An 18,656-nucleotide genomic window follows, 5' to 3' on the forward strand; every position below is an offset into this window, starting at 1 on the left:
GATCATCGGTCGTGGGGTGCGCGGCCGGCGCCGCCGGCGTGGCACGGGATCCTCAAGCCGAAGCGGGCGACCATCGCCATCGCCATCGCCATCGCCATCGCCATCGCCATCGCCATCGCCATCGCCATCGCCATCGCCGGCGATGGCGATGGCGATGGGGGAGCGGCGTGCCCACGACGCGGCAATCCGCCCCTCGGTCATTGGAGCGTTTCAATCCCAAGATGCCGGGGAATGCAGGGAAATGGGAGCGCTCCCACTCGGACCACTCGGACCATCCACCCCCTCCGGACGAGGAGTCGCAGTGTTAACGCTTCATCACGCACGCACTGACGCACGCAGATGGCCCCTCCGCGCCCTCCTGGCGGTCCTGGCCGCGGCCGCTCTCCTGGCCACGCCCTTCCTCAGCCCGACCGCCTCGGCTCACGGCTCGACCGCGGACCCGGTCTCCCGCAACTACGGCTGCTGGCAGCGCTGGGGGAGCGACTTCCAGAACCCGGCCATGCAGCAGGAAGACCCCATGTGCTGGCAGGCGTGGCAGTACAACACCAACGGCATGTGGAACTGGAACGGTCTGTACCGCGAGGGCACCGGCGGCGACTTCCAGAAGTACATCCCGGACAACCAGCTGTGCAGCGCCGGCCACACCCAGGACGGCAGGTACAACTCCATGGACACCCCTGGCCCGTGGAAGACCTCCAAGAAGAGCAGCAGCTTCACGGTCGACGTGCTGGACCAGGCCCTGCACGGCGCCGACTACCTCCTGGTCTACGTGACCAAGCAGGGCTACAACGCCGAGACGGACGCCCTGGACTGGGGTGACCTGGAGCAGGTGGCGAAGACCGGCAAATACGCGCCCGCCAGCCACTACGCTGTCGGCGTCAACGCGCCCGGCCGCAGCGGGCACCACGTCGTCTACACGATCTGGAAGGCCTCGCACGCCGACCAGATCTACTTCTTCTGCAGCGACGTGACGTTCTGAGCGCTCTGAGTTTCTGGGCGCCCTGAGTTTCTGGGCGTTCTGAGTTTCCGGGCGTTCTGAGTTTCCGGGTGCCCTGAGTTGCTGGGCGTTCTGGGTTTCCGGGCTTTCCGCGGTGGCGTGACCCTCTGGGCGCTGTGGCCATCCTGCCCTGCCCTGCCGTGCGTGCGCCCGGATGCCGGCGGCGTCCGGGCGCACGCACTTCCCGCTGGACGGCCCGAGGGCTGGAGGCGGGAGGGTCGCGGCAGGGGCCGCGGGATGAGCCCGCGAGGCCGGGGAGGCGCCTGAGGTCAGGCGCCTCCGTTGGTGTGGAGGTCGGCCCCGGCGATCCACTGCGCCCGGTCGGAGGCGAGGAACGCTATGGCCTCGGCCGCGTCCCGGGGGTCGCCGCCGCGGCCCAGCGGAACGGCCGAGTACGCCTGTTGAGCACTGCCTCCCATGGCTTGGGCCACGGACTGCAGCAGTTCCGTCCCGCCGGGCGTCTCGACCATGCCGAGGGTGACGGTGTTGACCCGGACGCCGGCCGGGGCGAGCTGGGTGGCGAGGCCCTTCGACCAGCTGGCCAGCGCGGCCTTGGCCGACCCGTAGTGCAGCATCGGCGCGGGCGGATCGGCGGCCACGCCCGACGAGACGTTGACGATGGCGGCCCGGTCGGCCTGCTGCAACGCAGGCAGAGCCGCGTTCGTCACGCGCACCGCGGACAGGAAGTTGATGGCGAGGGAGTCCTCCCACTCCACGTCCGGGATCTCGCCGAAGTGCGCGCGGGCGGCCCCCGCGTTGTTCACCAGGATGTCCAGCCCGCCGAGCGCCGCGACCGCGGCGTCGACCAACTGGCGTGCGCCGTCGGCCGTCCGGATGTCCGCGCTGATGAACTCGGCGTCCTTGGGGGTCTCGTCGGCCCTGGTCCTGGCGCTGGTGACCACGGTGGCACCGCCGCTGATCAGGCGCTGTGCAACGGCAGCCCCGACGCCTCGCGAGCCGCCGGTGACGAGCGCGCGGCGGCCGGCGAACTCACCGGGAACGGGGATGGTTGGGATGTACATGAAGATGCCTCTCCGAAGCGAAAACGATCAAGCGCTCTTGCCGTTCTTGTTGAACTGTAAATAACCATACTCTCAGTCTGATGAAAGTCTATCGCCATGCTCGGCATGCCCGGCGAGCCCGACGTGTGAGGTGTGCGGGGCGTACGGGGACGTGCGGGGCGCCCCTTGTCGGGCCGCACCCTCGTGGAGCCGGGCCCGGCTCGGGCTGGACAATGGGCATCCGGAGGCCGATCCGGCGGTCCGGACAAGCAGCCCGCAGCGGAGACTTCCGCACGCCGGGTGGCCGGGAGGATGAGGCAACGTGCCGGGAAAGCCGGGGAGCAGGGCGCCGTACCGCTCGAACATCAGAGCTCGGCAGGCGGCCAACACGCGCCGTGCGGTCCTCGAAGCGGCGGCAGAGCTGTTCACCACGCGTGGCTACGCGGCGACCTCGGTGGACGCCATCGCCGAGGCCGCGAGGGTCAGCCGCTCCACCGTCTTCACGGCGGCGGGCGGTAAGCCGTGGCTGCTCAAGACGGCCTACGACGAGGCGATCGTGGGCGATGACCGCCCCGAGAGCCTCGCGGAACGGCCCGCGTCACGGGCGATGCAGTCCCTCACCGACGGCGCCGGGATCGTCGCCGCCTACGCCGCCATCCTGGCCGGCGCGGTGGCACGCGTGTCGGCTCTGTACCACGTCGTGCGGATGGCGTCGGACGCCGATCCGGACGTCGCCGCCCTCTGGCAGGACATCCAGCGGCAGCGGAGAGCCGGAGCCGAGCAGATCGTCGCCCTCCTGGTCGCCGCGGGCGCCCTGCCGGAGCACCTCGACGCCGACCGCGCCGCGGACGTGATCACGGTCTACAACGACCCCGGCATCTACCACCACCTGGTAGGCACCAGGGGCTGGACCCACGAAGCGTTCCAGGAATGGCTGGCTCGGGCTCTGGCCCGGGAGCTCCTGGACTGAGAACAACGGGGGCCTTCCGCGCGCCCCTTCAGGCCCCTTCACGCCCTCTCGACGCCCACCGGGCAGAACACGGTTACGGAACGCGGTTTCTTGCTGAATCCGCAAATGAGCTTGTCCCCGCGGCGCGGCCTCCGCATGATCGCAACGGAGGGAGCCGGCGGAACAAAGGGAGCCGGCGGAACAGCAGCGGGGCGCCGTCGGGCGCACAGCGGACCGTTGACCCCGAAGGATCCCAAGGGCCATGAAGGATCCCGATGGTTCTGCAAGAAGCACGAAAGCCCACGAAAGCCCACGAATGCCCGCGAAGAGCCATGAAGGACCACAACGGATGCCGAAGGACCCCGGAGGAGAACGCATGCCTCAGCCCGCATCAGAGATCACGCACCGGATGGTCTCGTCACCGGCAGGCCGGACCCATCTCGCGGAGCAGGGCACCGGACCGCTGGTGCTGCTGGTCCACGGCTTTCCGGAATCCTGGTACTCCTGGCGCCGCCAGTTGCCGGTACTCGCGGCGGCGGGATACCGCGCGGTCGCGATGGACGTCCGCGGCTACGGCCGCTCCTCCAGGCCGGCGGCGGCGGACGCGTACCGGATGCTCGACCTGATGGAGGACACCGTCTCGGTGGTGCACGCCCTGGGCGAGGAGTCGGCCGTGATCATCGGCCACGACTGGGGCGCGACCATCGCCGCGAACTCCGCCCTGCTCAAGCCGGACGTCTTCAGCGCGGTGGGACTGCTCAGCGTCCCCTACACCCCGCCCGGCGGGCCCCGACCCAGCGACGTCTTCGCCCAGATGGGCGGGGACGAGGAGTTCTACGTCTCGTACTTCCAGGAGCCGGGCCGCGCCGAGGCCGAGATCGAACCCGATGTGCGCGGCTGGCTCGCAGGCTTCTACGCGGCCTTCTCCGCCGACACCATGCCCGCGCCCGGCGCCCCCGACCCGCACTTCGTCGGCAAGGGCGGGACGCTGCGTGACCGGTTCCCCGAGGACCGGCGGCCCGCATGGCTCAGCGAGGGGGACCTCGACGCCTACGCCGGGGAGTTCGAACGGACCGGCATGACCGGAGCGCTCAACCGCTACCGGAACATGGACCGCGACTGGGAGGACCTGGCCGACCTCAGCGGCGCTCCGCTCACCCAGCCGTCCCTGTTCGCGGGCGGGAACCAGGATGCCTCGACGACCTGGCTGGCCTACGCGATCAAGGCGTACCCGGTCACGCTGCCGGGCCTCGTCTCCTCCCACCTCCTCGACGGCTGCGGCCACTGGATCCAGCAGGAACGCCCCGACCAGATCAACCAGCTCCTGACCGAGTGGCTCGCCACCGTCTCCGCCTGACGCACTCACGGGTGCCTGACTGAGGAACTGGTGCACGGCTGCATTGATCCTGCGCAGGTGAACGTGATCCAGTTGCGGCCGAATTTGGCTCCCCTAAGCTGAGGCTGATCGCCTCACGTTTCCTGGCCCACGTTTCATGTCTCATGGCTCACCTTCCGTCGGAGGCTTCCGTGTCACTGATCCAGGTCAAGGCCATCGAAGGTGTTTACGACGACCGCCAGAAGCGGGAAATCATCGCCAAACTCACCGACGTCCTTGTGGGGGTGGCGGGCGAGCATCTCCGGAGCGGCATCGTCGTCACCTTCGAGGAGGTGCCGAGCGGCGCCTGGGGAATTGCAGGAAATCCGGTGACGACGGAGGACGTCCGGTCGATGGCGAAGGGGTGAGGCGTCGCGCGTCGCTGGGCCGGCACCAGTCGGCACCAGTGGGCACCGGTCGGCCCTGCGCCGACGCGATCTCCAGCCCGCCGCCGGAGCCGGCTCCGGAGCCTGGCCATGGGCATAGCCGGAGTCGGCGCCGGAGCAGGGATCACGGAGCACGGCGTCGAACGGGTCGAGTGCGTCGAGCGGGTTGAGCGCGTCGACCTGCCCGTATCACTCGCTCTGGAGGCCGTCCGGACGCATCAGCCGGAAGAGCGGCGGCATCGTGCACAGCGTGATCCCGAGCACCGCCAGGGCTCCGGTGGCCGCCAACGGGGCGAAGGCGGACCACTGCTGTACGGGTTTCGCGACCACCCGGAGGATGAGTGCCCCGAGGGCCAGGCCGCCGGCGGTGGCCAGTGCGGTGCCGAGGACGACGGGAATCGCGGTCTGCCACAGGACCGACAGGGCCAGGGTCCGCCGCCGTGTGCCGAACGCCACGAGCATCGACAGCATGCGCCTGCGTGCGCGGAGCTGTTCGATCTGCGACACGAGCATGCTGGCAGCGATGACGGCGAGAGTGGCCGCGCCGCCGACCAGAATCCCTGTTTTGACGCTGGTGTACTGCTTGTCCCGCGTGGCCTTCATCAGGGTGCTGACCATGACGGAGGGGCTGGCCTGCGCCGCGGTGTTGCGGACGTACTCCACGGCGTCGGCGACGCGGCTGTCCGTGGTGACGGAGACCGTCGTCGAGGCCTGCGGCAGCCGCGTCGGGTTCAGGGCTCCCGGCGTGGCCAGGACGCCGTGGTGGTACTCGCCCATGGGATCGAGGTGGGAGGTCACCTGCGGGATGGAGGCCGGAAGGCGCCACAACGGGCCGTGCTCCGAACCTGCGTGACCCGGATCCAGATCCACCTGTTCGCCCGGCACGGCCGTGGCGGTGACCTGCTGGTCCTCCGGACGATGGCCCGGCGCCCGGGCGACGAAGGAATCGCCGTTCCGGCAGGAGGGCAGGGTCGCGAGCTTGCGCAGCGTGGCGCAGTCCGCCACCGTCAGGGTGGTCAGGGCGGGCATGCCGTCGGCAGGGCCCGGTTTGCCGATGTACGTCTCCGTGACGCCCAGGACGCCCGTGACGCCTTTCGTGTGCTCCAGGCCGCTGGTGAGCCGCTGTGCCGTCTGCTGGCTGCCGAAGGGCAGTAACAGTGTCATGTCGGCGTGCCTGACCGGCGATCCCGCCGACCCCGAGAGGTGGCGGAAGTCCTCCTGCATCCCGCCCAGGGTCATCTGAAGCGCGATGGCGCCCGCCACCGCGACGGTGACGCCCGTGAGCGGGCGTGTCGCGAAGCCGCTCTCGAGTTGCAGCCGGCGGATGGCGAGCTGCCAGGAGACCGGGCCGGCGTGCAGGCGGTTGACGACGACTTCGACCAGCCAGGGGAGGAGTCCGGTGAGGCCGATCAGGATGCACGCGGCCCCCACCGCGACGGGAATGGGGCTCACGGACGCGTCCTCGGGGCTGACGGCGTGCTGCATGGCGAGCAGCAGCCCCGCTCCGAGGACCGGCAGCACCAGACGCCACCCCAGGCGGCGGGTGCGGGGTTTGGCCAGCCGTACGACGCTCAGCGGTTCCATCGTCACGGAACGCAGGGCGATCTGGGTGGCGAAGACGGCGGCCGCGGGAACGGCCAGGACGATCGCCGCGGCCAGTGCCGGCGCGGGGACCACGTCGGAGGGGAAGGCGCTCACGCCCCACAGCTGGAGCCCTCCCGCGTACATCCGCACCACCGAGAAGAGGACGGCGCCCACCGCGAGCCCGCCGGCGGCGGCGAGCAGCGACTCCCCGGACGCGACGCGCCGTACCGCGCGGGCGTCCATGCCGAGCAGCCGCAAGGTCGCCAGCCGCCGGTCCTGGCGTTCGCCGCCGAAGCGGACGGCGGTGGCGATGAAGATGACCACCGGCACCAGCAGGACCACGCACACGAGAGCGATCAGCACGAGGAGCATCGGGTTGAGCGGCTGCTCGGCTCCGGCGTGCCCGTAGGCGTCCGACCGTATGGCGCCGCGGTCCGTGGACAGGGACGAGCTTCCGGCGTAGTAGAGCAGCTCGCCGGGTTGCACCAGCCCGGCCTGGGCCACGGTGCCGGCGTCCCGGTATCCGATGCGGTCCCTGAGGAGTGCTCCGGCGTCGGAGTGCAGGAGGTCGCGCAGGGCCGGGGAGACGATCATCTCGCCGGGCGCCGGAGCCTTCCGCAGTCCGGGCGGGGGCGGTGTCCTGTCCCCGTCGGGCTGGATCAGCTCCCCGGTCACGGTGTCGCCGCGGAAGACGGTCGAGGTGTCCAGGCGCAGAAAACTGTGGGCGCTGCGGCTCACGTTGACTTCGGACGACGCGTTGGCCGGCTGGCGCGCCTGTTCGCGGGCCGTCCGGGCGTCAAGCAGGGATGGGACCGACGCGGCACACAGCATCAGGAGAACGCCGAGCCCGACCCCGACGGCTGTGAGCAGGGTACGTGTCCACCCTTCGCGCCCACCCGCACAGGCAAGGCGCACGCCGAAGGCGAGGTCGCGCAACCGTGCGTGGGGACGCGGGACGGCACTGTGGCCGTGTCGGCTTGTCATGGGGGGAACCCCGGCTTTCCTCGTATGGGCGGGCGGCGTGCGCGGTGCGGCGTGCGGCAATCGGTGGCAGTGGGTCGCGGTGGGTGGACTCCGGAACCCCACTATACACACTGTGTATAGTGGGGTGTTTGTGCTAGTTTTCGCAGGTCCTGGCGGTCCTGCGAATATTGAGAGAGTGCAGGCTGAGGCCTCACTGGCGGGTCTCGCCGGCCGCGAACGTGCCGCCTCGGCCCCTGAGGGGAATCCCGGAGCTATATGAGTCGGCATCGGCGTGGTCCGGATGCTCACGTGTCGGCATGCACGACGTCCACGTGATCAGAGAAGCCGCGGGGACCTCGGTGGCGGTGCCGTATGACGCAGTACCCAGCGTCGCATCGTGACTCGCATCGAGGATCGGAAGCACTTCGTGCCGGAAGCGGGCCGAGCCACCCCGCACTTGACCGCCTGGATGAGGACGGCTAGGCCGTGTCCGGCGGATCTTCGTGGATCAGCCTGCGGCGTCTGGTGCCGTGCATCGCAAGGCGGAGGATCGTCCTCGTACTGGGCGTACTCGGATGACTCCGACAACGCGGCGAGGTGCGGTGCCAGGCGTCGCGGGCCCACGAAGATCCGCCGGACACGGCCTAGTGCCGCATCAGGCAACGTTCGCCCTGTCGACCACGGCTCATGTGTCACAGCGCCCGGCGCATGCAGACCCGCGGCCACCGGTCCAGGCCATGCACCGCTTCGCGCTCGCGGATCTTCCTCAGACCGGGAGCGAGACTGCTGTCGTCCATGAGCTGAAAACCACACCGTGCGTAGTAGGGCGCGTTCCATGGGACCTGGGCGAACGTGGTGAGAGTGAGGGCGGGCACACCTTCGCTCGTGGCGTGTGCTGCCAGATGGTCCAGTAGCGACCGGCCCAGACCGCGGTGCGCGCTGTCCGGGTGCACTGAGACCTGCTCGATGTGGAGGTTGCCGTCGACGCGGTCGGCGATCAGGTAGGCGACCGGGGCGTCAGCCTCGTCGGCCACGATCCAGGCCAGCCCGGCGCGGTGGTAGCGGGCGAGCTCACCGAGTGGGAGCGGCTCGTCTTCGGCGATCTCCGTCATGCTGACGTCCCGGAAGCACTGCCCGGCGGCCCTCTCGATGTCCTGGAGAACGGGCAGTTCGTCCAGGTGCACGGCTCGGATGCGCATGGACGCATTCTCCACGACACTCCGGATGACATCACCGATCAACCGGATGACGCCACCGGTCAAGAAGGCGTCCCGGCCGGGCTTGGCCTGCCGGCGCAGCGCCGCTGGACCGCCATCGCCGGCGTCACCTGAGCCGCCTTCGCCACCAACCTCAAGTCCCACAGCCGCTCATGGGAAGGCGCGCGCTCCGAGCAGGGGCGGCTTCAGGAGATGCAATACCCGCTGCGCGGTCCCAGCCACAGTGGGCCGCAGCCGTAGGCGGTCCAGTTGCAATACGGTTCGCCGTAGCACACGGTGTCGCAGCTTGCGCCTGTTCCGCACTGGGAATTGCAGTCGAGGACCTGGATGCTCTGATCGCTCCGAGCCGCGCTCTGCGTGTCGGCAGGGCCCAGCGTCATGAGAATCGCGCGCGCCCCGCTCTCGCCGAACGCCGCCACGGCCGCTGTCTCCAGCCCTTCGACGGCTGTTCGCTGCTGGCGCCCCGCGATGATCTGCGGTGCCAGCCGCATCGCGTCGTCCAGGACGGCGGACTGCTCGGCCGACAGGCCGGGATGCGTCTTCCGGTAGTTCGCGAAGTGCGCCACCCACAGATCACTTCGGACCGAAGCGGACAGCGCGCCGTAAACGGCGCGCCGACAGTCCGCGGGGTAGGAGGCGAACTCGGAGTAGCCGGAGGGCAACCGGTCGAGATTGGCCTTCACCCATCGCGACGCCTTACTGCCCTTGGCGCGGGTCAGGGCCTGCGCGGGTGAGGCTGCCAGGCCACCGGTGATCAGAAACGTTCCCAGGGCCAGCCCCGGCACGGCCTTGAGGATTCCGCGGCGGCCCGGGGACCGCAGCACATCGAGGTCGCCGAGCGCACGCACCACCCGCAGTGAGTCCGATGGGCCCAACAGCCGCGCCAGGCGGAGGGACAGCGCGGTCCCGGTCCAGGCCCGCACCTGGTCGCCGTCGACCGCCAACAGGGTCGGGGCCCACTCGGCCCCTTCCCTCAGGGCACGCGCACGCAGGCCTCGAATACGGGGTTCCGTGAGGCCCGCGGTGGTCAACGTGCCGTCGACGGACACGCGAACCCGATTCACTACTTCTTCACAGAATCGGCAGTCGGTGTCGAATGCCAATATCCACTCGGTCACGAGCTTCCCCCACGTTGGTGTGACAACCCGCCCCATGGTGCCCGTCCAGTGTGTTTTTTCACGCAGATCGTAGCGCGCCGTTCAGTAGTCCTGCGGACCTCGATCTTTCGTGATGGGCCGTCGACGAAATCTGAGTCCCATTTCCTCGCCGATACCCGATACCCGATACCCAATACCCGATACCGCGCAGGCCGTGGGCCCGGGTGCCGTCTGGAGTGAACGCCGGTTTCCACTGCTTCGGGTGAGAGGCAAGGACAGTTCGTTGCCGCAGGGCCACTTGGGTTGACGCCCGTTTCGCCGATGCCGCAGTAGCCCGCCGGGTTCTTGTCCAGGTACTGCTGGTGGTTACGGTCACTGTAGGGACTGCATGCTCCCATTCGCATCCCGGCACGTGTTCCTGACCCGCGTCACCTCAAAGCATGGTCATGACGGTGCCGTCGACAGTCACGACTTGGCCATCCCGAAGACAGCGGTGTTCCAGGCCGGTACGTGCGAGCCATGCTGCGGCCCGCTCTGCCGCCGGAGCCTCCTGGTGATCGGATCGCCAGTGCGGCACGATGCGGAAAGGCACAAGACCGAGGCCGATAGGCTGTGACTCCGGGGGGTAGCCTGCGGGGAGGACTCCAGGGTCATCCATCAGATGGATGCCCCGGAGATCGGGCCCGGCCACACAAGCTCCTGCCGAGTAGCCGCCGTAGGTGAATTGCGCTGTGCTCGTGCGTTGTCGAAGAGCGGGCCCGAAGCCACAGGCGTTCATGGCGCGGGCGAGTACGAATGCGTTGCCGCCGAGGGCCCAGACCATGTCGAGGGTGGCCAGCCGAGTGCTCAGAGTGGCGGGGGCTGAAAAGTAGTCTCGAAGATCGAGCTCTTCGCACTGATACCCCCACGACGCCAGGGTCCTGTCCTCACGGCTGAAATCACGATTCCGCGAGCTGCCGTACTGATCGAGTGCGTTCAAGATGACGCCTGCCCGACCGGTGACAGGTGGTGGCAGCACCGTGGGGCGCCTTACACCGTCGAGCACATAGGAACTGAGCAACAGTTCCAACGAACACCCCTTGGCGTCGGCTGGGCGAAAGTCGTCTCTCGGTAACCCGAGCGGCGCCTCCCCATTCTCCAAGGTGTTGCCTGGGCGGGATCGGCGTACCGATCTCTGGCTTGGGGGCCGGGATGGGGCACCGCGGACAGGCGTCCCGGCCTGAAGCCTAAGCCCCGCGGGCAACGGCAGCCTGACGGCCCACCTTCACGTGAGCCGTCAGGCAACAGGAACTCAGGGCATTGGTTCCGCTAGCCCGCGGTGACGTCAGCCCTGTGAGGGAGCGATGCCGATCGGGCACGAAAGCCCCGTCCCTACGAGGGTGTATCCATGTGACCCATGGCGAACTTAACGGGAACGCGACGAGCAGCGATCTACTGCCGGATCAGCCAGGACCGGGGCGGCGCGGGACTCGGTGTAGCACGGCAGGAGGAAGACTGCCGGGCACTGTGCACCCGCCTGGGGTGGGAGGTCGTAGCCGTTCACACGGACAACGACGTGAGCGCCTATTCGGGGGCGCCGCGTCCAGAGTGGACGGAACTCCTCGCGGCAGTGCGCCGGGGTGAGATCGACGCGATAGCGGTGTGGCACGTGGACAGGATGACCCGCTCACCGCGCGAGCTGGAAGACGTCATTGACCTTGCCGACCGGCACGGCGTCGAGCTGGCCACGGTGAGCGGTGAGATCGATCTTGCAACACCGACCGGCCGCATGGTCGCCCGCATGCTCGGGGCGGCAGCTCGCCACGAGGCGGAGCACAAGGCCGAGCGTCAGAAGCGGCAGCGCCGCCAGGCGGCGGAGGCTGGCCGGATAGCCGGGGGAGGGAAGCGCCCGTTCGGCTACGAGGACGACCGCATGACCGTGCGGAGTACCGAGGCGGAGGTGATCCGGGAAGGAGTCCGGCGGGTACTGGCGAATGAGAGTCTGGCGAGCATCTGCCGGGACTGGCAGGCGCGAGGCATCCTGAGCCCGGCGGGCAAGCCGTGGAAGCCGAGCGGACTGCGCCGTCTGCTGGCATCGGCCCGGATCAGCGGTCGCCGTGAGCACACACCGCGTGGGTCGTGGGAGAGCACCCGTCCGCTGCTCGGCGAGATCGTTGCGGATGGCGTGTGGCCCGGCATCATCAGCCACGAGGATTCGGACCGTGTACGGAGAATCCTCAGCGACCCGGCGCGACGCCAAAGGGTCGAGGGCACGACGAAGCGGAGCTACCTTCTTTCCGGCATTCTGCGGTGCGGGAAGCCGAAGGAGAACGGGGAGCCGTGCAGGTGGCCCATGAACGGACGCCCCCGAAGCGGCGTACCGCGCTACGTCTGTCCCAACGTCCCCGGAACGGACGCGTGCGCAGGTACGGCTACCAATGCCGAGCGGACTGACGAGCACGTGCGCGACATGGTGTTGGCTGCCCTGGAGTCGCCTGCCTTCATGGAACGTCTGCGCGGGCAGGATGACGCCGGGAACGAGCTGTATGAGGAGATCCGGGGAGACGAAGAGGAGCTTGAAGCCCTTGCTCGGGACATGGGGGAGCGGAGGATCAGCCGCAAAGAATGGATGGTCGCCCGCCAGCCCATCGAGGAGCGTCTGAATCTGAACCGCGCCAAGCTGTCGAAGGTCTCACGGGCTGCCGTCCTCAGCGGGTTCGTCGGCACGTTCGAGGACATGCAGGAGCGGTGGAAGCAGATGAACAACTCGCAGCGGCGGGCAATCGTCACCGCGTGCGTGCGGTCGGTTGAGGTGCGTCCCGCGAATCCGCGGAAGCGGTGGGACCCTGACCGGTTCGTCTTCGATTGGGTCGCGTAGCTCCGATCCGGGAGGAGTGCGCTGGTTCGAACAACTCGAATACTCGGGCTATCTGCTCGATCACGGCGAAATCCTCTATGACCGGGGGCAGCCCTTGACGTGCCCGAGAGGCAGCGACTCTTTGCCGCAGTTCACTGGGCACCAATGGCGCCCCCGGAAGTCCTGAGTGCTTCTCTGATGGCCTCCCGATGCGCCGCCGCATCTGTTGCTATGCCGAAGGCGATGAGCGCTCCGGCGGGGGAGTGGCCGGAGCCGACGTAACGCCAATAGGCATCCGTGACCGTGCCGAGCGTGTCCGTGTGGCCGGCATGCTCCGCACGCTGGGCGCGGAGCGCGGCATACGTCGTCGAGTACGCCCGGGATTTCGTGAGGATGTGGCCTCGATAGCCGAGGGTGTGAGCCCAGTCCCGTAGGCGCAGGGGCGCGTATTCGGGCAGGCCGCCCAAGCGCCAGCAGGCGCGCATGAGGGCACGCACATGAGGGCTCACGGCAGCAGCGTCTATCTCGTCTGAAGACGAGATCCGGTGGTCGAGGCCAGCCCCGGTTTCGCTGGCTCCCTTGGTGACGTACTTGGCCACGTACGCTGCTACGGCGTCATCTTCCGGCCCATCGTCGCTCGTACGGATCGGGCGGACATCAATCTGGGCGCCCCAGGAGAGGACGGGTTCGCCGACCGCGGGACTGTAAGGCGTAGGCACCGTGACTCGGCGAACGGCAGTGCGCACGGCTTCGGTGAGCCGATCCACTGTTGCCCAAGCCGGAGCTCCATCGTCGGGGCCGTCCGGGCCGTCGAGGCGAACCACGGCGTGAATGTGTACGGCGCCGCGCCGCTGGTACTCCGCGACCCGGGCGAATGAGAGCCGTGCGTGTGCGGCGAATTCGGATTGGGCGAGGCCTGCCGCGGAGGCGAGCTGCCGCCGGACGCCGAGGGTGAAACGGTCCCAGAGCTTGCCGGCGTGCGCGTGCCACAGGGCGTGGGTCACGTAGTCGTAACAGTCCGGGCAGATGGGTTGGCCGACCGCGGTGTCAGAAGGGCCGTGGGTGAAGCCGCAGCCGAGCGGGCGGCCGTGTTCGCAGGTGCCGCCGTCACGGCGGGGTCGGCAGATGTCTCCGGTGCGGTGGACGGGGCCGAAGGACGGTGCGGTCAGGGTGACGAAGAGCCGGGGATGGTCGCGGACGTCTGCGGGGACGCCTTTGCCGCCGAGGAGGCCTGCGCGGACCAGGTGGAAGGTGTCGCCTGCGTGGAGTCGTGAGCAGGGTGCGCAGACGGTTGCGCGGCGGTTGCGGCAGCGGATGAGGAGGCGTTCGCCGGGTTCGCCGTGGGTGTCGTAGTGGTGCAGGACCTCGCCGGTGTCCGGGTCCAGGGTCGTGGTGTGGCCGGAGAGGTGGACCGGGTGGGCGCATCCGCCTGTGGCAGTGACCTGTTGGAGCCAGCGGGGGAATTTCGGGTCTTGGGCGAGGCGTATGGCGTCGCGGTCGATCTCGGAGAGGTGGCGCAGGCGCGCCGCGGAGTTGAGGGCAGCGCGCCTGTCGCCGGCATTGGCATCGAGTCTGATGGAGGTGCCCTTTCGGGGTGAGCCGCCGAAGCGGCACGGGTAGTGGGGGCTGGCGCGCGGTGGGTCATGGGGATCTCCTTCACTCGGATCGGGTGGGGGTGGGTCAGCGGATGGTGCCGGTGCCTCGGCAGATGCGGCAGCGGCGGCGCCGTCCGGTCCAGGTGGTGCGGGCGCCCTCTCCCTTGCAGTGGGGGCACCTCACGCGGCTCATGGGCATGTGGTGGGGGTTTCCTTCCTGCTCAGAAGTGGGAGAAGCCGCTGAAGATCCAGGTCACGAAGCCGTCGATGGTGGCCACCGCGGGTGTGTGGCCGAGGTAGACGCCGAAGAGGGCGATGCACACGGCTTCCCAGACGCGGACGTCGCGGGAGCGGACCAGGAGGACGGTGATGATCCCGAAGAGCACCACGAGGGACACGGCAACACCAGTGCTGATCACTTCTCGCCTCCTGCAAGGGCTGAAAGGGCACGGTCGACGGCGGGCATGTCGGGGGTGACGTCGGCGTACTGGCGGGCGATGGCCGCCGCGTGTTTCGTGGTGGTGAGATGAGAGCGGGCGCGGCTCCAGCCGCCTTCCGGGCCCGTGCACACGGCCACGCCCTTCTCCTCCGAGGTGATGGACTGCGCGACGGCCACGGCGTCTTTGTTGAGGTCGCCGAGGGTCATCTCCGCGGTGCCGGGGTCGTTGACCCGGTGGCAGATGCGGCCGCCGAGTTGCGCACGTAGCGCGGTGACGCCGGGGCCGAGGTCGGAGCCGACGCGTTGGCCGGCCACGACCAGGTGCATGCCGAGTGCGGCACCGAGCTGGGCCAGGCGCAGCAGGAGCGTGGAGCACTGATCGGCTTCTGCCTTGCCCTCGCGGGTGCCGTCCGACAGGTACAGCTCCGCCAGTTCATCGACGATCACGACGACGGGTACGGGCCGTAGCTTCTCGGGCAGTTCCCAGATGGAGCGGACGCCTGCTGCGCGGCATTCGTGCATGCGGTCGTGCATGTCGACGACGAGCGCGGACAGCACTGCCACGGCCTCCCGCCGGCAGGTCGTCAGGGCGCTGAGTCGGTCCGCGAAGAGGCCGAGTTCCATGCCGCCCTTGCAGTCGATGCCGATCAGCGCGACCGGCTGTGGTGCGAGTTGGGTGATCAGTCGGGCCAGCAGGGTGGACTTCCCGGAGCGGGTGGCACCGGCTATCAGCCAGTGCGGGACCATCAGCAGATCCATCACCCACGCCGTGCCGTTCTCCAGCACGCCGACGAGTGCGGACAGCAGTTGCACGGGGGCGGTGATCAGGCCCGGACGTTCGAGCGGGTCACTGCCCGTCGCCGTCAGTACCACGAGCCCGCGGTTCGGGGAGGTCACCCGTACGGCGTGCACTTTCCAGGCGTGCGCGAGCGCATCGGCCGCCGCCGCGAAGGTATGCGGAACCTGGCCCGGGTGCAGCCTCACCGTCACGGTCAAGCCGGTCCGGTTGGGCCAGGGGAAGGAGATGCGCGGCGCGATGGGCCGCAGCGGCTCGCCCTTGACGAGGAGGTCACCGATCAGGCCGCGGGGCGGGCGTCGGGAGATGGCGAGGTCGTTGAGGATGGCGACCTTGCGCCAGGTGCTCAGCACCCGCCACGCGGTGGGCAGGTAGCCGCTGAGGTACCAGTGCCAGGCTGGACGCTTGCAGCGCAGCAGGTCACCGAGGAACAGCGACCAGGCGATGACCACTAACGCGGCGACGAGCACGAACGTGGTCATCAGGCCGCACCACCCTTCGGCGCGGCACTGCCGTGCACGGGCGTGATGGCGTCCGCGCGGAAGCTGATTCCGTGTCGGTCGCCCATCGCCCAGGCGAACGCCACCAGCCCGGTGACCTTGACGACCTGTCCCTCTTCGAGCCCCTTGGGTTCGCCGGGAACGGCGATCTCGATGACGGAGATACGCCGCCTGTCCTGCCGCACGGTCACCGCCACGGTGTAGACGGTCTTACCGTCGCGATCCTTCTTGACTTCCCCGGTCTCGGCGTTGCTGATCTTCGCTTCCGGCGGGATGGCGCATCGCAGTACGCCGAGCCGGGTGGTGTCCACGGGAATGGACTGCATGCTGTTCGGCCTCCTTGGCCATCTGCGTCAGCCAAGACAATCTGGCTGACGTCACTTGTCCTTACGAGTTACAACTATGGAGGACTGTACGACGTGGATGCAAGTACTTATGCTGACGAGTGACGCCGCGCGTGCGACGTCCCTACAACCGGGCTACGACTACGACGACACGAAGGTGCCGAGATGACGGAGATCCAGCGCCCCGGCGCCCTGTATCAGCAGGTGGCCGCAGCCATTCGCGAAGCGATCCTGGCCGGCGAGTTCGCCCCCGAGACGCTGTTGCCGTCCGAAGCGCAGCTCATGGCCCGGTACAAGGTCTCGCGCCCCACCGTCCGCAACGCGATTGCCGCACTGCGCGCCGAAGGACTCATCGAGGTCCGCCACGGCAAAGGCAGCTTCGTCCGCTCCGACGGCCAGCCAACCGTCACCCTGGAACGCCGCGTGAGCCGGACCCCGGAGGGCAGGTTTGCCATGCCCAACGGCACCGTCTGGGACGAGGCCGAAGAGCCCAGCGTCTACCGCACCCACACCACCAAGGACACGGCCCCGCTGCTCGCCCTGAACGAGGACGAAGCCCTCTTCGGCTGTGACCGCTTCCTGGTCGACCCGGCCACCGGCGCCCGCACCATGCAGCGCACCCTGATCCCCTTCGAGGTCGCCGAGTCCGTTCCGCGCCTTGCCGAGGCACCGGACCGCGCGCCCGCGTCGATCTACGTACTGCTCGCCGAGGCCGGCCACGAACTGTGGTGGTCGGAGACGGTACGAGCCCGCATGCCCCTGCCCGACGAACGCGCGGCCCTCCGCCTGCCGGACGCGACCCCGCTGCTGCACCTGGCCCGCGTCACCCACGGCACCGACGACCGCCCCCTGATCCTCGAAGAGCTGCGCGTCGGTGCGGACCGTGCCGAACTCGCCTACCGCATCAGCCCCGACGACCCCACCACCGGCCGCACCTCGGCCTGAGCGTCGAGGTCGATCTGTCGAAACTTTCTCTACTTCCTCAAGGGCGCGCCTGCGGCGCGCCGGGGCGCCCGGCCGCCCCGGCCGGGCGTGCGGCGTGGCCGCCGGTCCCGTCCGGTCGCCCGACGCCCCGCACCACGCACTGAGGAACGAGAAGCGCCGACCGGCGGTTCCCAACCGGGGGCCGAGTGGCTGGGGGTCGGCGGCCTCCGAGGCTTTAGACAGCTCCCATGGGGCGAGCCTCGAAGAGCAGGGGGCTAATCGGGCACTACAGCGGGCAGGGCAGGTGCCTGCCCGATTCGCCGGGCCAGCGTAAGGCCCCCTGCTCACTCGCCCCATGGCAGCTACCGTCCAAAGCCTCGGAGACCGCCGACGTGCCCACCTGACCCGCTCCCAGGGCACCCCACCTGGCAGAACGCGCATCACGCGGCACCGCCCCCCTGGCCGTCGACCGCCTCCAAGACCTCAGCGAGCCGCATCACCGCACTCGGCCAACCGGCCAGCCGCACGACGCCGCGCCCGTCCATGTCCGTCGAGGCCGCCGCCCTCACCTCCGACAGCTCAAACCCCGCACCCAGAAGCGCCCGGTTCAGCCGATCAGCCGCCCGCCGGGCTTCCTGCCACCCGGCTACGTAGTCGACCCCGGCAACCCACAGACCCGCGTCCGAACCCTCAAGATCAAGACCATCCCGCAGCCAGTCCTCACCCGAGCCCATCACCTTGTTCACCCCTGCCTCTGAGCTATGTAACGGATCATCAACTTCATGTGCCCGAGGCAAAAACGCAGCGCGACGGCCCCGGTACCATCAGGCACCGGGAACCGTCGCGTTCCCAGCCGGGCCACCCTTCGCTTTCCTAGGGCAGATGGGGTGGCCCGGTCTCGGTATGAGTTGGTGAGGCGCGGCTCCACAAGCGCGGAGGACGAAGGGTCCCCCAGGGGAGCCGGGGAACCGCGCCTCTGGCCGGAGAGGTCAGCCTCCGACCATGGACCGGGCCGCTGCTCACGTGCGGTGGCAATGGACGAGAGCAGCGCCCCGGGGTCTGTCAGGCCTAGAAGGCCCTCAATCGGTCGAGGTCGAAGCGGCACCACACGCTCTTGCCGCCCTTGATTCCTGGTGACCACCACACCGACTCGGCCAGCCGCTGAGTGATCAGCAACCCGCGCCCCCGGTCCGGCAGCATCGCTTCGAGCAGGCCGCCTGCCAGATTCGGCGAGACGAAGTCACCGGGTGGAAGATCAGGGGGAGTCGAATCCTCATCCGAGACCGCGAGGATCAGCACCTCGGGCCACGTCATCACAGTCACGTCGATGCGCCGCCCTGCACCGGGCTCTGCCAGGTGGTTGTCAGGCACGGCGTGATGCACGACGTTGCCGACCAGTTCCGAGACGACGAGCTGAGCAGCGTCAACCGCATGCGGCAGCTTCCAGCTCTGGAGCGAGGAACGGATCATGTCCCGCGCCGCTTTCGCACAGTCCGGCGACTCGGCGTAGACCGTCAGCGAACGGAAATGCCCGGTCGCCGGATCATGCACCGAGCGAGGGGAAGCGCCCACCGTCGAGGCGTTCGCTGCATGTTTGCTCTCCTTTGCCACCACCGCGTTCCCTCCAGAGCACTGACGGGTTCCGTAGTCCGT

General features: G+C 69.0%; 18 protein-coding genes and 1 pseudogene. 6 read left to right on the plus strand and 13 right to left on the minus strand.

What is annotated here, in order from left to right; all coding sequences use genetic code 11:
- Positions 1-2 precede the first annotated feature (2 nt).
- Positions 3-134: a hypothetical protein gene (locus tag Sm713_RS41150; protein ID WP_283249758.1), complete on the minus strand. Its 132-nt coding sequence runs from the start codon at positions 132-134 to the stop codon at positions 3-5.
- Positions 135-301: 167 nt separating this feature from the next.
- Between Sm713_RS41150 and Sm713_RS04275 the strand changes: the two genes are divergently transcribed.
- Complete coding sequence (locus Sm713_RS04275; protein ID WP_249416077.1) at positions 302-979, plus strand: lytic polysaccharide monooxygenase; 678 nt, start codon at positions 302-304, stop codon at positions 977-979.
- Between the two features lie 287 nt (positions 980-1,266).
- Here Sm713_RS04275 and Sm713_RS04280 read toward each other — a convergent pair whose 3' ends face one another.
- A complete protein-coding gene (locus Sm713_RS04280; protein ID WP_212908337.1) occupies positions 1,267-2,019 on the minus strand; it encodes an oxidoreductase in 753 nt (250 codons plus the stop codon).
- 301 nt (positions 2,020-2,320) lie between these two features.
- On the opposite strand from Sm713_RS04280, the gene Sm713_RS04285 reads away from it, so the two are divergent.
- The 3 genes from Sm713_RS04285 to Sm713_RS04295 all read left to right on the plus strand — a co-directional run bounded on the left by Sm713_RS04285 (position 2,321) and on the right by Sm713_RS04295 (position 4,690).
- On the plus strand, positions 2,321-2,968 hold the full coding sequence (locus Sm713_RS04285) for a TetR/AcrR family transcriptional regulator (protein ID WP_212908338.1): 648 nt from the start codon (positions 2,321-2,323) through the stop codon (positions 2,966-2,968).
- A 355-nt stretch (positions 2,969-3,323) separates the two neighbouring features.
- On the plus strand, positions 3,324-4,304 hold the full coding sequence (locus Sm713_RS04290) for an alpha/beta fold hydrolase (protein WP_212908339.1): 981 nt from the start codon (positions 3,324-3,326) through the stop codon (positions 4,302-4,304).
- A 170-nt stretch (positions 4,305-4,474) separates the two neighbouring features.
- The gene (locus tag Sm713_RS04295) at positions 4,475-4,690 is read left to right on the plus strand and encodes a tautomerase family protein (RefSeq protein ID WP_212908340.1); all 216 of its coding nucleotides are present in this window, start codon (positions 4,475-4,477) and stop codon (positions 4,688-4,690) included.
- Between the two features lie 207 nt (positions 4,691-4,897).
- Here the strand turns inward: Sm713_RS04295 and Sm713_RS04300 are convergent, their stop codons facing one another.
- From Sm713_RS04300 to Sm713_RS04315, 5 genes and pseudogenes are all read right to left on the minus strand, one after another.
- A complete protein-coding gene (locus Sm713_RS04300) occupies positions 4,898-7,276 on the minus strand; it encodes an ABC transporter permease (RefSeq protein ID WP_212908341.1) in 2,379 nt (792 codons plus the stop codon).
- A gap of 671 nt (positions 7,277-7,947) precedes the next feature.
- Positions 7,948-8,454 carry a GNAT family N-acetyltransferase gene (locus tag Sm713_RS04305; protein WP_212908342.1) on the minus strand — a complete coding sequence of 169 codons (507 nt, stop codon included), beginning with the start codon at positions 8,452-8,454 and terminating at the stop codon, positions 7,948-7,950.
- Between the two features lie 203 nt (positions 8,455-8,657).
- Positions 8,658-9,590, minus strand: coding sequence for a bacteriocin fulvocin C-related protein (locus tag Sm713_RS04310; protein ID WP_212908343.1), 933 nt, complete (start codon positions 9,588-9,590; stop codon positions 8,658-8,660).
- Positions 9,591-9,841: 251 nt separating this feature from the next.
- Positions 9,842-9,934 (minus strand): annotated as a pseudogene (locus tag Sm713_RS41590) (peptide-methionine (S)-S-oxide reductase); the annotation flags it as partial.
- Positions 9,935-10,002: 68 nt separating this feature from the next.
- Positions 10,003-10,638 carry a Type 1 glutamine amidotransferase-like domain-containing protein gene (locus tag Sm713_RS04315; protein WP_212908344.1) on the minus strand — a complete coding sequence of 212 codons (636 nt, stop codon included), beginning with the start codon at positions 10,636-10,638 and terminating at the stop codon, positions 10,003-10,005.
- A 327-nt stretch (positions 10,639-10,965) separates the two neighbouring features.
- Between Sm713_RS04315 and Sm713_RS04320 the strand changes: the two genes are divergently transcribed.
- A complete protein-coding gene (locus tag Sm713_RS04320; protein ID WP_212908345.1) occupies positions 10,966-12,426 on the plus strand; it encodes a recombinase family protein in 1,461 nt (486 codons plus the stop codon).
- Between the two features lie 131 nt (positions 12,427-12,557).
- Here the strand turns inward: Sm713_RS04320 and Sm713_RS04325 are convergent, their stop codons facing one another.
- The 4 genes from Sm713_RS04325 to Sm713_RS04340 all read right to left on the minus strand — a co-directional run bounded on the left by Sm713_RS04325 (position 12,558) and on the right by Sm713_RS04340 (position 16,061).
- The gene (locus Sm713_RS04325) at positions 12,558-13,925 is read right to left on the minus strand and encodes a replication initiator (protein WP_212911775.1); all 1,368 of its coding nucleotides are present in this window, start codon (positions 13,923-13,925) and stop codon (positions 12,558-12,560) included.
- Between the two features lie 296 nt (positions 13,926-14,221).
- A complete protein-coding gene (locus Sm713_RS04330) occupies positions 14,222-14,419 on the minus strand; it encodes a hypothetical protein (RefSeq protein WP_189931341.1) in 198 nt (65 codons plus the stop codon).
- Entirely contained in the window at positions 14,416-15,717 is a 1,302-nt protein-coding gene (locus tag Sm713_RS04335) for an FtsK/SpoIIIE domain-containing protein (protein WP_212908346.1), read from the minus strand. Before Sm713_RS04335 ends, Sm713_RS04330 begins: the two co-directional genes overlap by 4 nt.
- Complete coding sequence (locus Sm713_RS04340) at positions 15,717-16,061, minus strand: hypothetical protein (protein WP_212908347.1); 345 nt, start codon at positions 16,059-16,061, stop codon at positions 15,717-15,719. Before Sm713_RS04340 ends, Sm713_RS04335 begins: the two co-directional genes overlap by 1 nt.
- A gap of 183 nt (positions 16,062-16,244) precedes the next feature.
- Here Sm713_RS04340 and Sm713_RS04345 point away from each other — a divergent pair, with 183 nt between their 5' ends.
- A complete protein-coding gene (locus tag Sm713_RS04345) occupies positions 16,245-17,024 on the plus strand; it encodes a GntR family transcriptional regulator (RefSeq protein WP_212908348.1) in 780 nt (259 codons plus the stop codon).
- Positions 17,025-17,443: 419 nt separating this feature from the next.
- Here the strand turns inward: Sm713_RS04345 and Sm713_RS04350 are convergent, their stop codons facing one another.
- Both Sm713_RS04350 and Sm713_RS04355 read right to left on the minus strand, forming a co-directional pair.
- Positions 17,444-17,740, minus strand: a complete 297-nt coding sequence (locus Sm713_RS04350; protein ID WP_212911776.1) for a hypothetical protein — start codon at positions 17,738-17,740, stop codon at positions 17,444-17,446.
- Positions 17,741-18,071: 331 nt separating this feature from the next.
- Positions 18,072-18,614 (minus strand): anti-sigma regulatory factor, encoded by a 543-nt coding sequence (locus tag Sm713_RS04355; protein WP_249416078.1) that lies wholly within the window; start codon positions 18,612-18,614, stop codon positions 18,072-18,074.
- Between the last annotated feature and the right edge of the window lie 42 nt (positions 18,615-18,656).

Source organism: Streptomyces sp. TS71-3 (assembly GCF_018327685.1).
Classification (GTDB): domain Bacteria; phylum Actinomycetota; class Actinomycetes; order Streptomycetales; family Streptomycetaceae; genus Streptomyces.

Coding starts and splice junctions, on each gene's coding strand:
- Sm713_RS41150 (WP_283249758.1), bottom strand. CDS start 134: ATGGCGATGGCGATGGCGATGGCGATGGCGATGGCGATGGCGATGGCG.
- Sm713_RS04280 (WP_212908337.1), bottom strand. CDS start 2,019: ATGTACATCCCAACCATCCCCGTTCCCGGTGAGTTCGCCGGCCGCCGC.
- Sm713_RS04340 (WP_212908347.1), bottom strand. CDS start 16,061: ATGCAGTCCATTCCCGTGGACACCACCCGGCTCGGCGTACTGCGATGC.
- Sm713_RS04300 (WP_212908341.1), bottom strand. CDS start 7,276: ATGACAAGCCGACACGGCCACAGTGCCGTCCCGCGTCCCCACGCACGG.
- Sm713_RS04320 (WP_212908345.1), top strand. CDS start 10,966: ATGGCGAACTTAACGGGAACGCGACGAGCAGCGATCTACTGCCGGATC.
- Sm713_RS04290 (WP_212908339.1), top strand. CDS start 3,324: ATGCCTCAGCCCGCATCAGAGATCACGCACCGGATGGTCTCGTCACCG.
- Sm713_RS04335 (WP_212908346.1), bottom strand. CDS start 15,717: ATGACCACGTTCGTGCTCGTCGCCGCGTTAGTGGTCATCGCCTGGTCG.
- Sm713_RS04305 (WP_212908342.1), bottom strand. CDS start 8,454: ATGCGCATCCGAGCCGTGCACCTGGACGAACTGCCCGTTCTCCAGGAC.
- Sm713_RS04345 (WP_212908348.1), top strand. CDS start 16,245: ATGACGGAGATCCAGCGCCCCGGCGCCCTGTATCAGCAGGTGGCCGCA.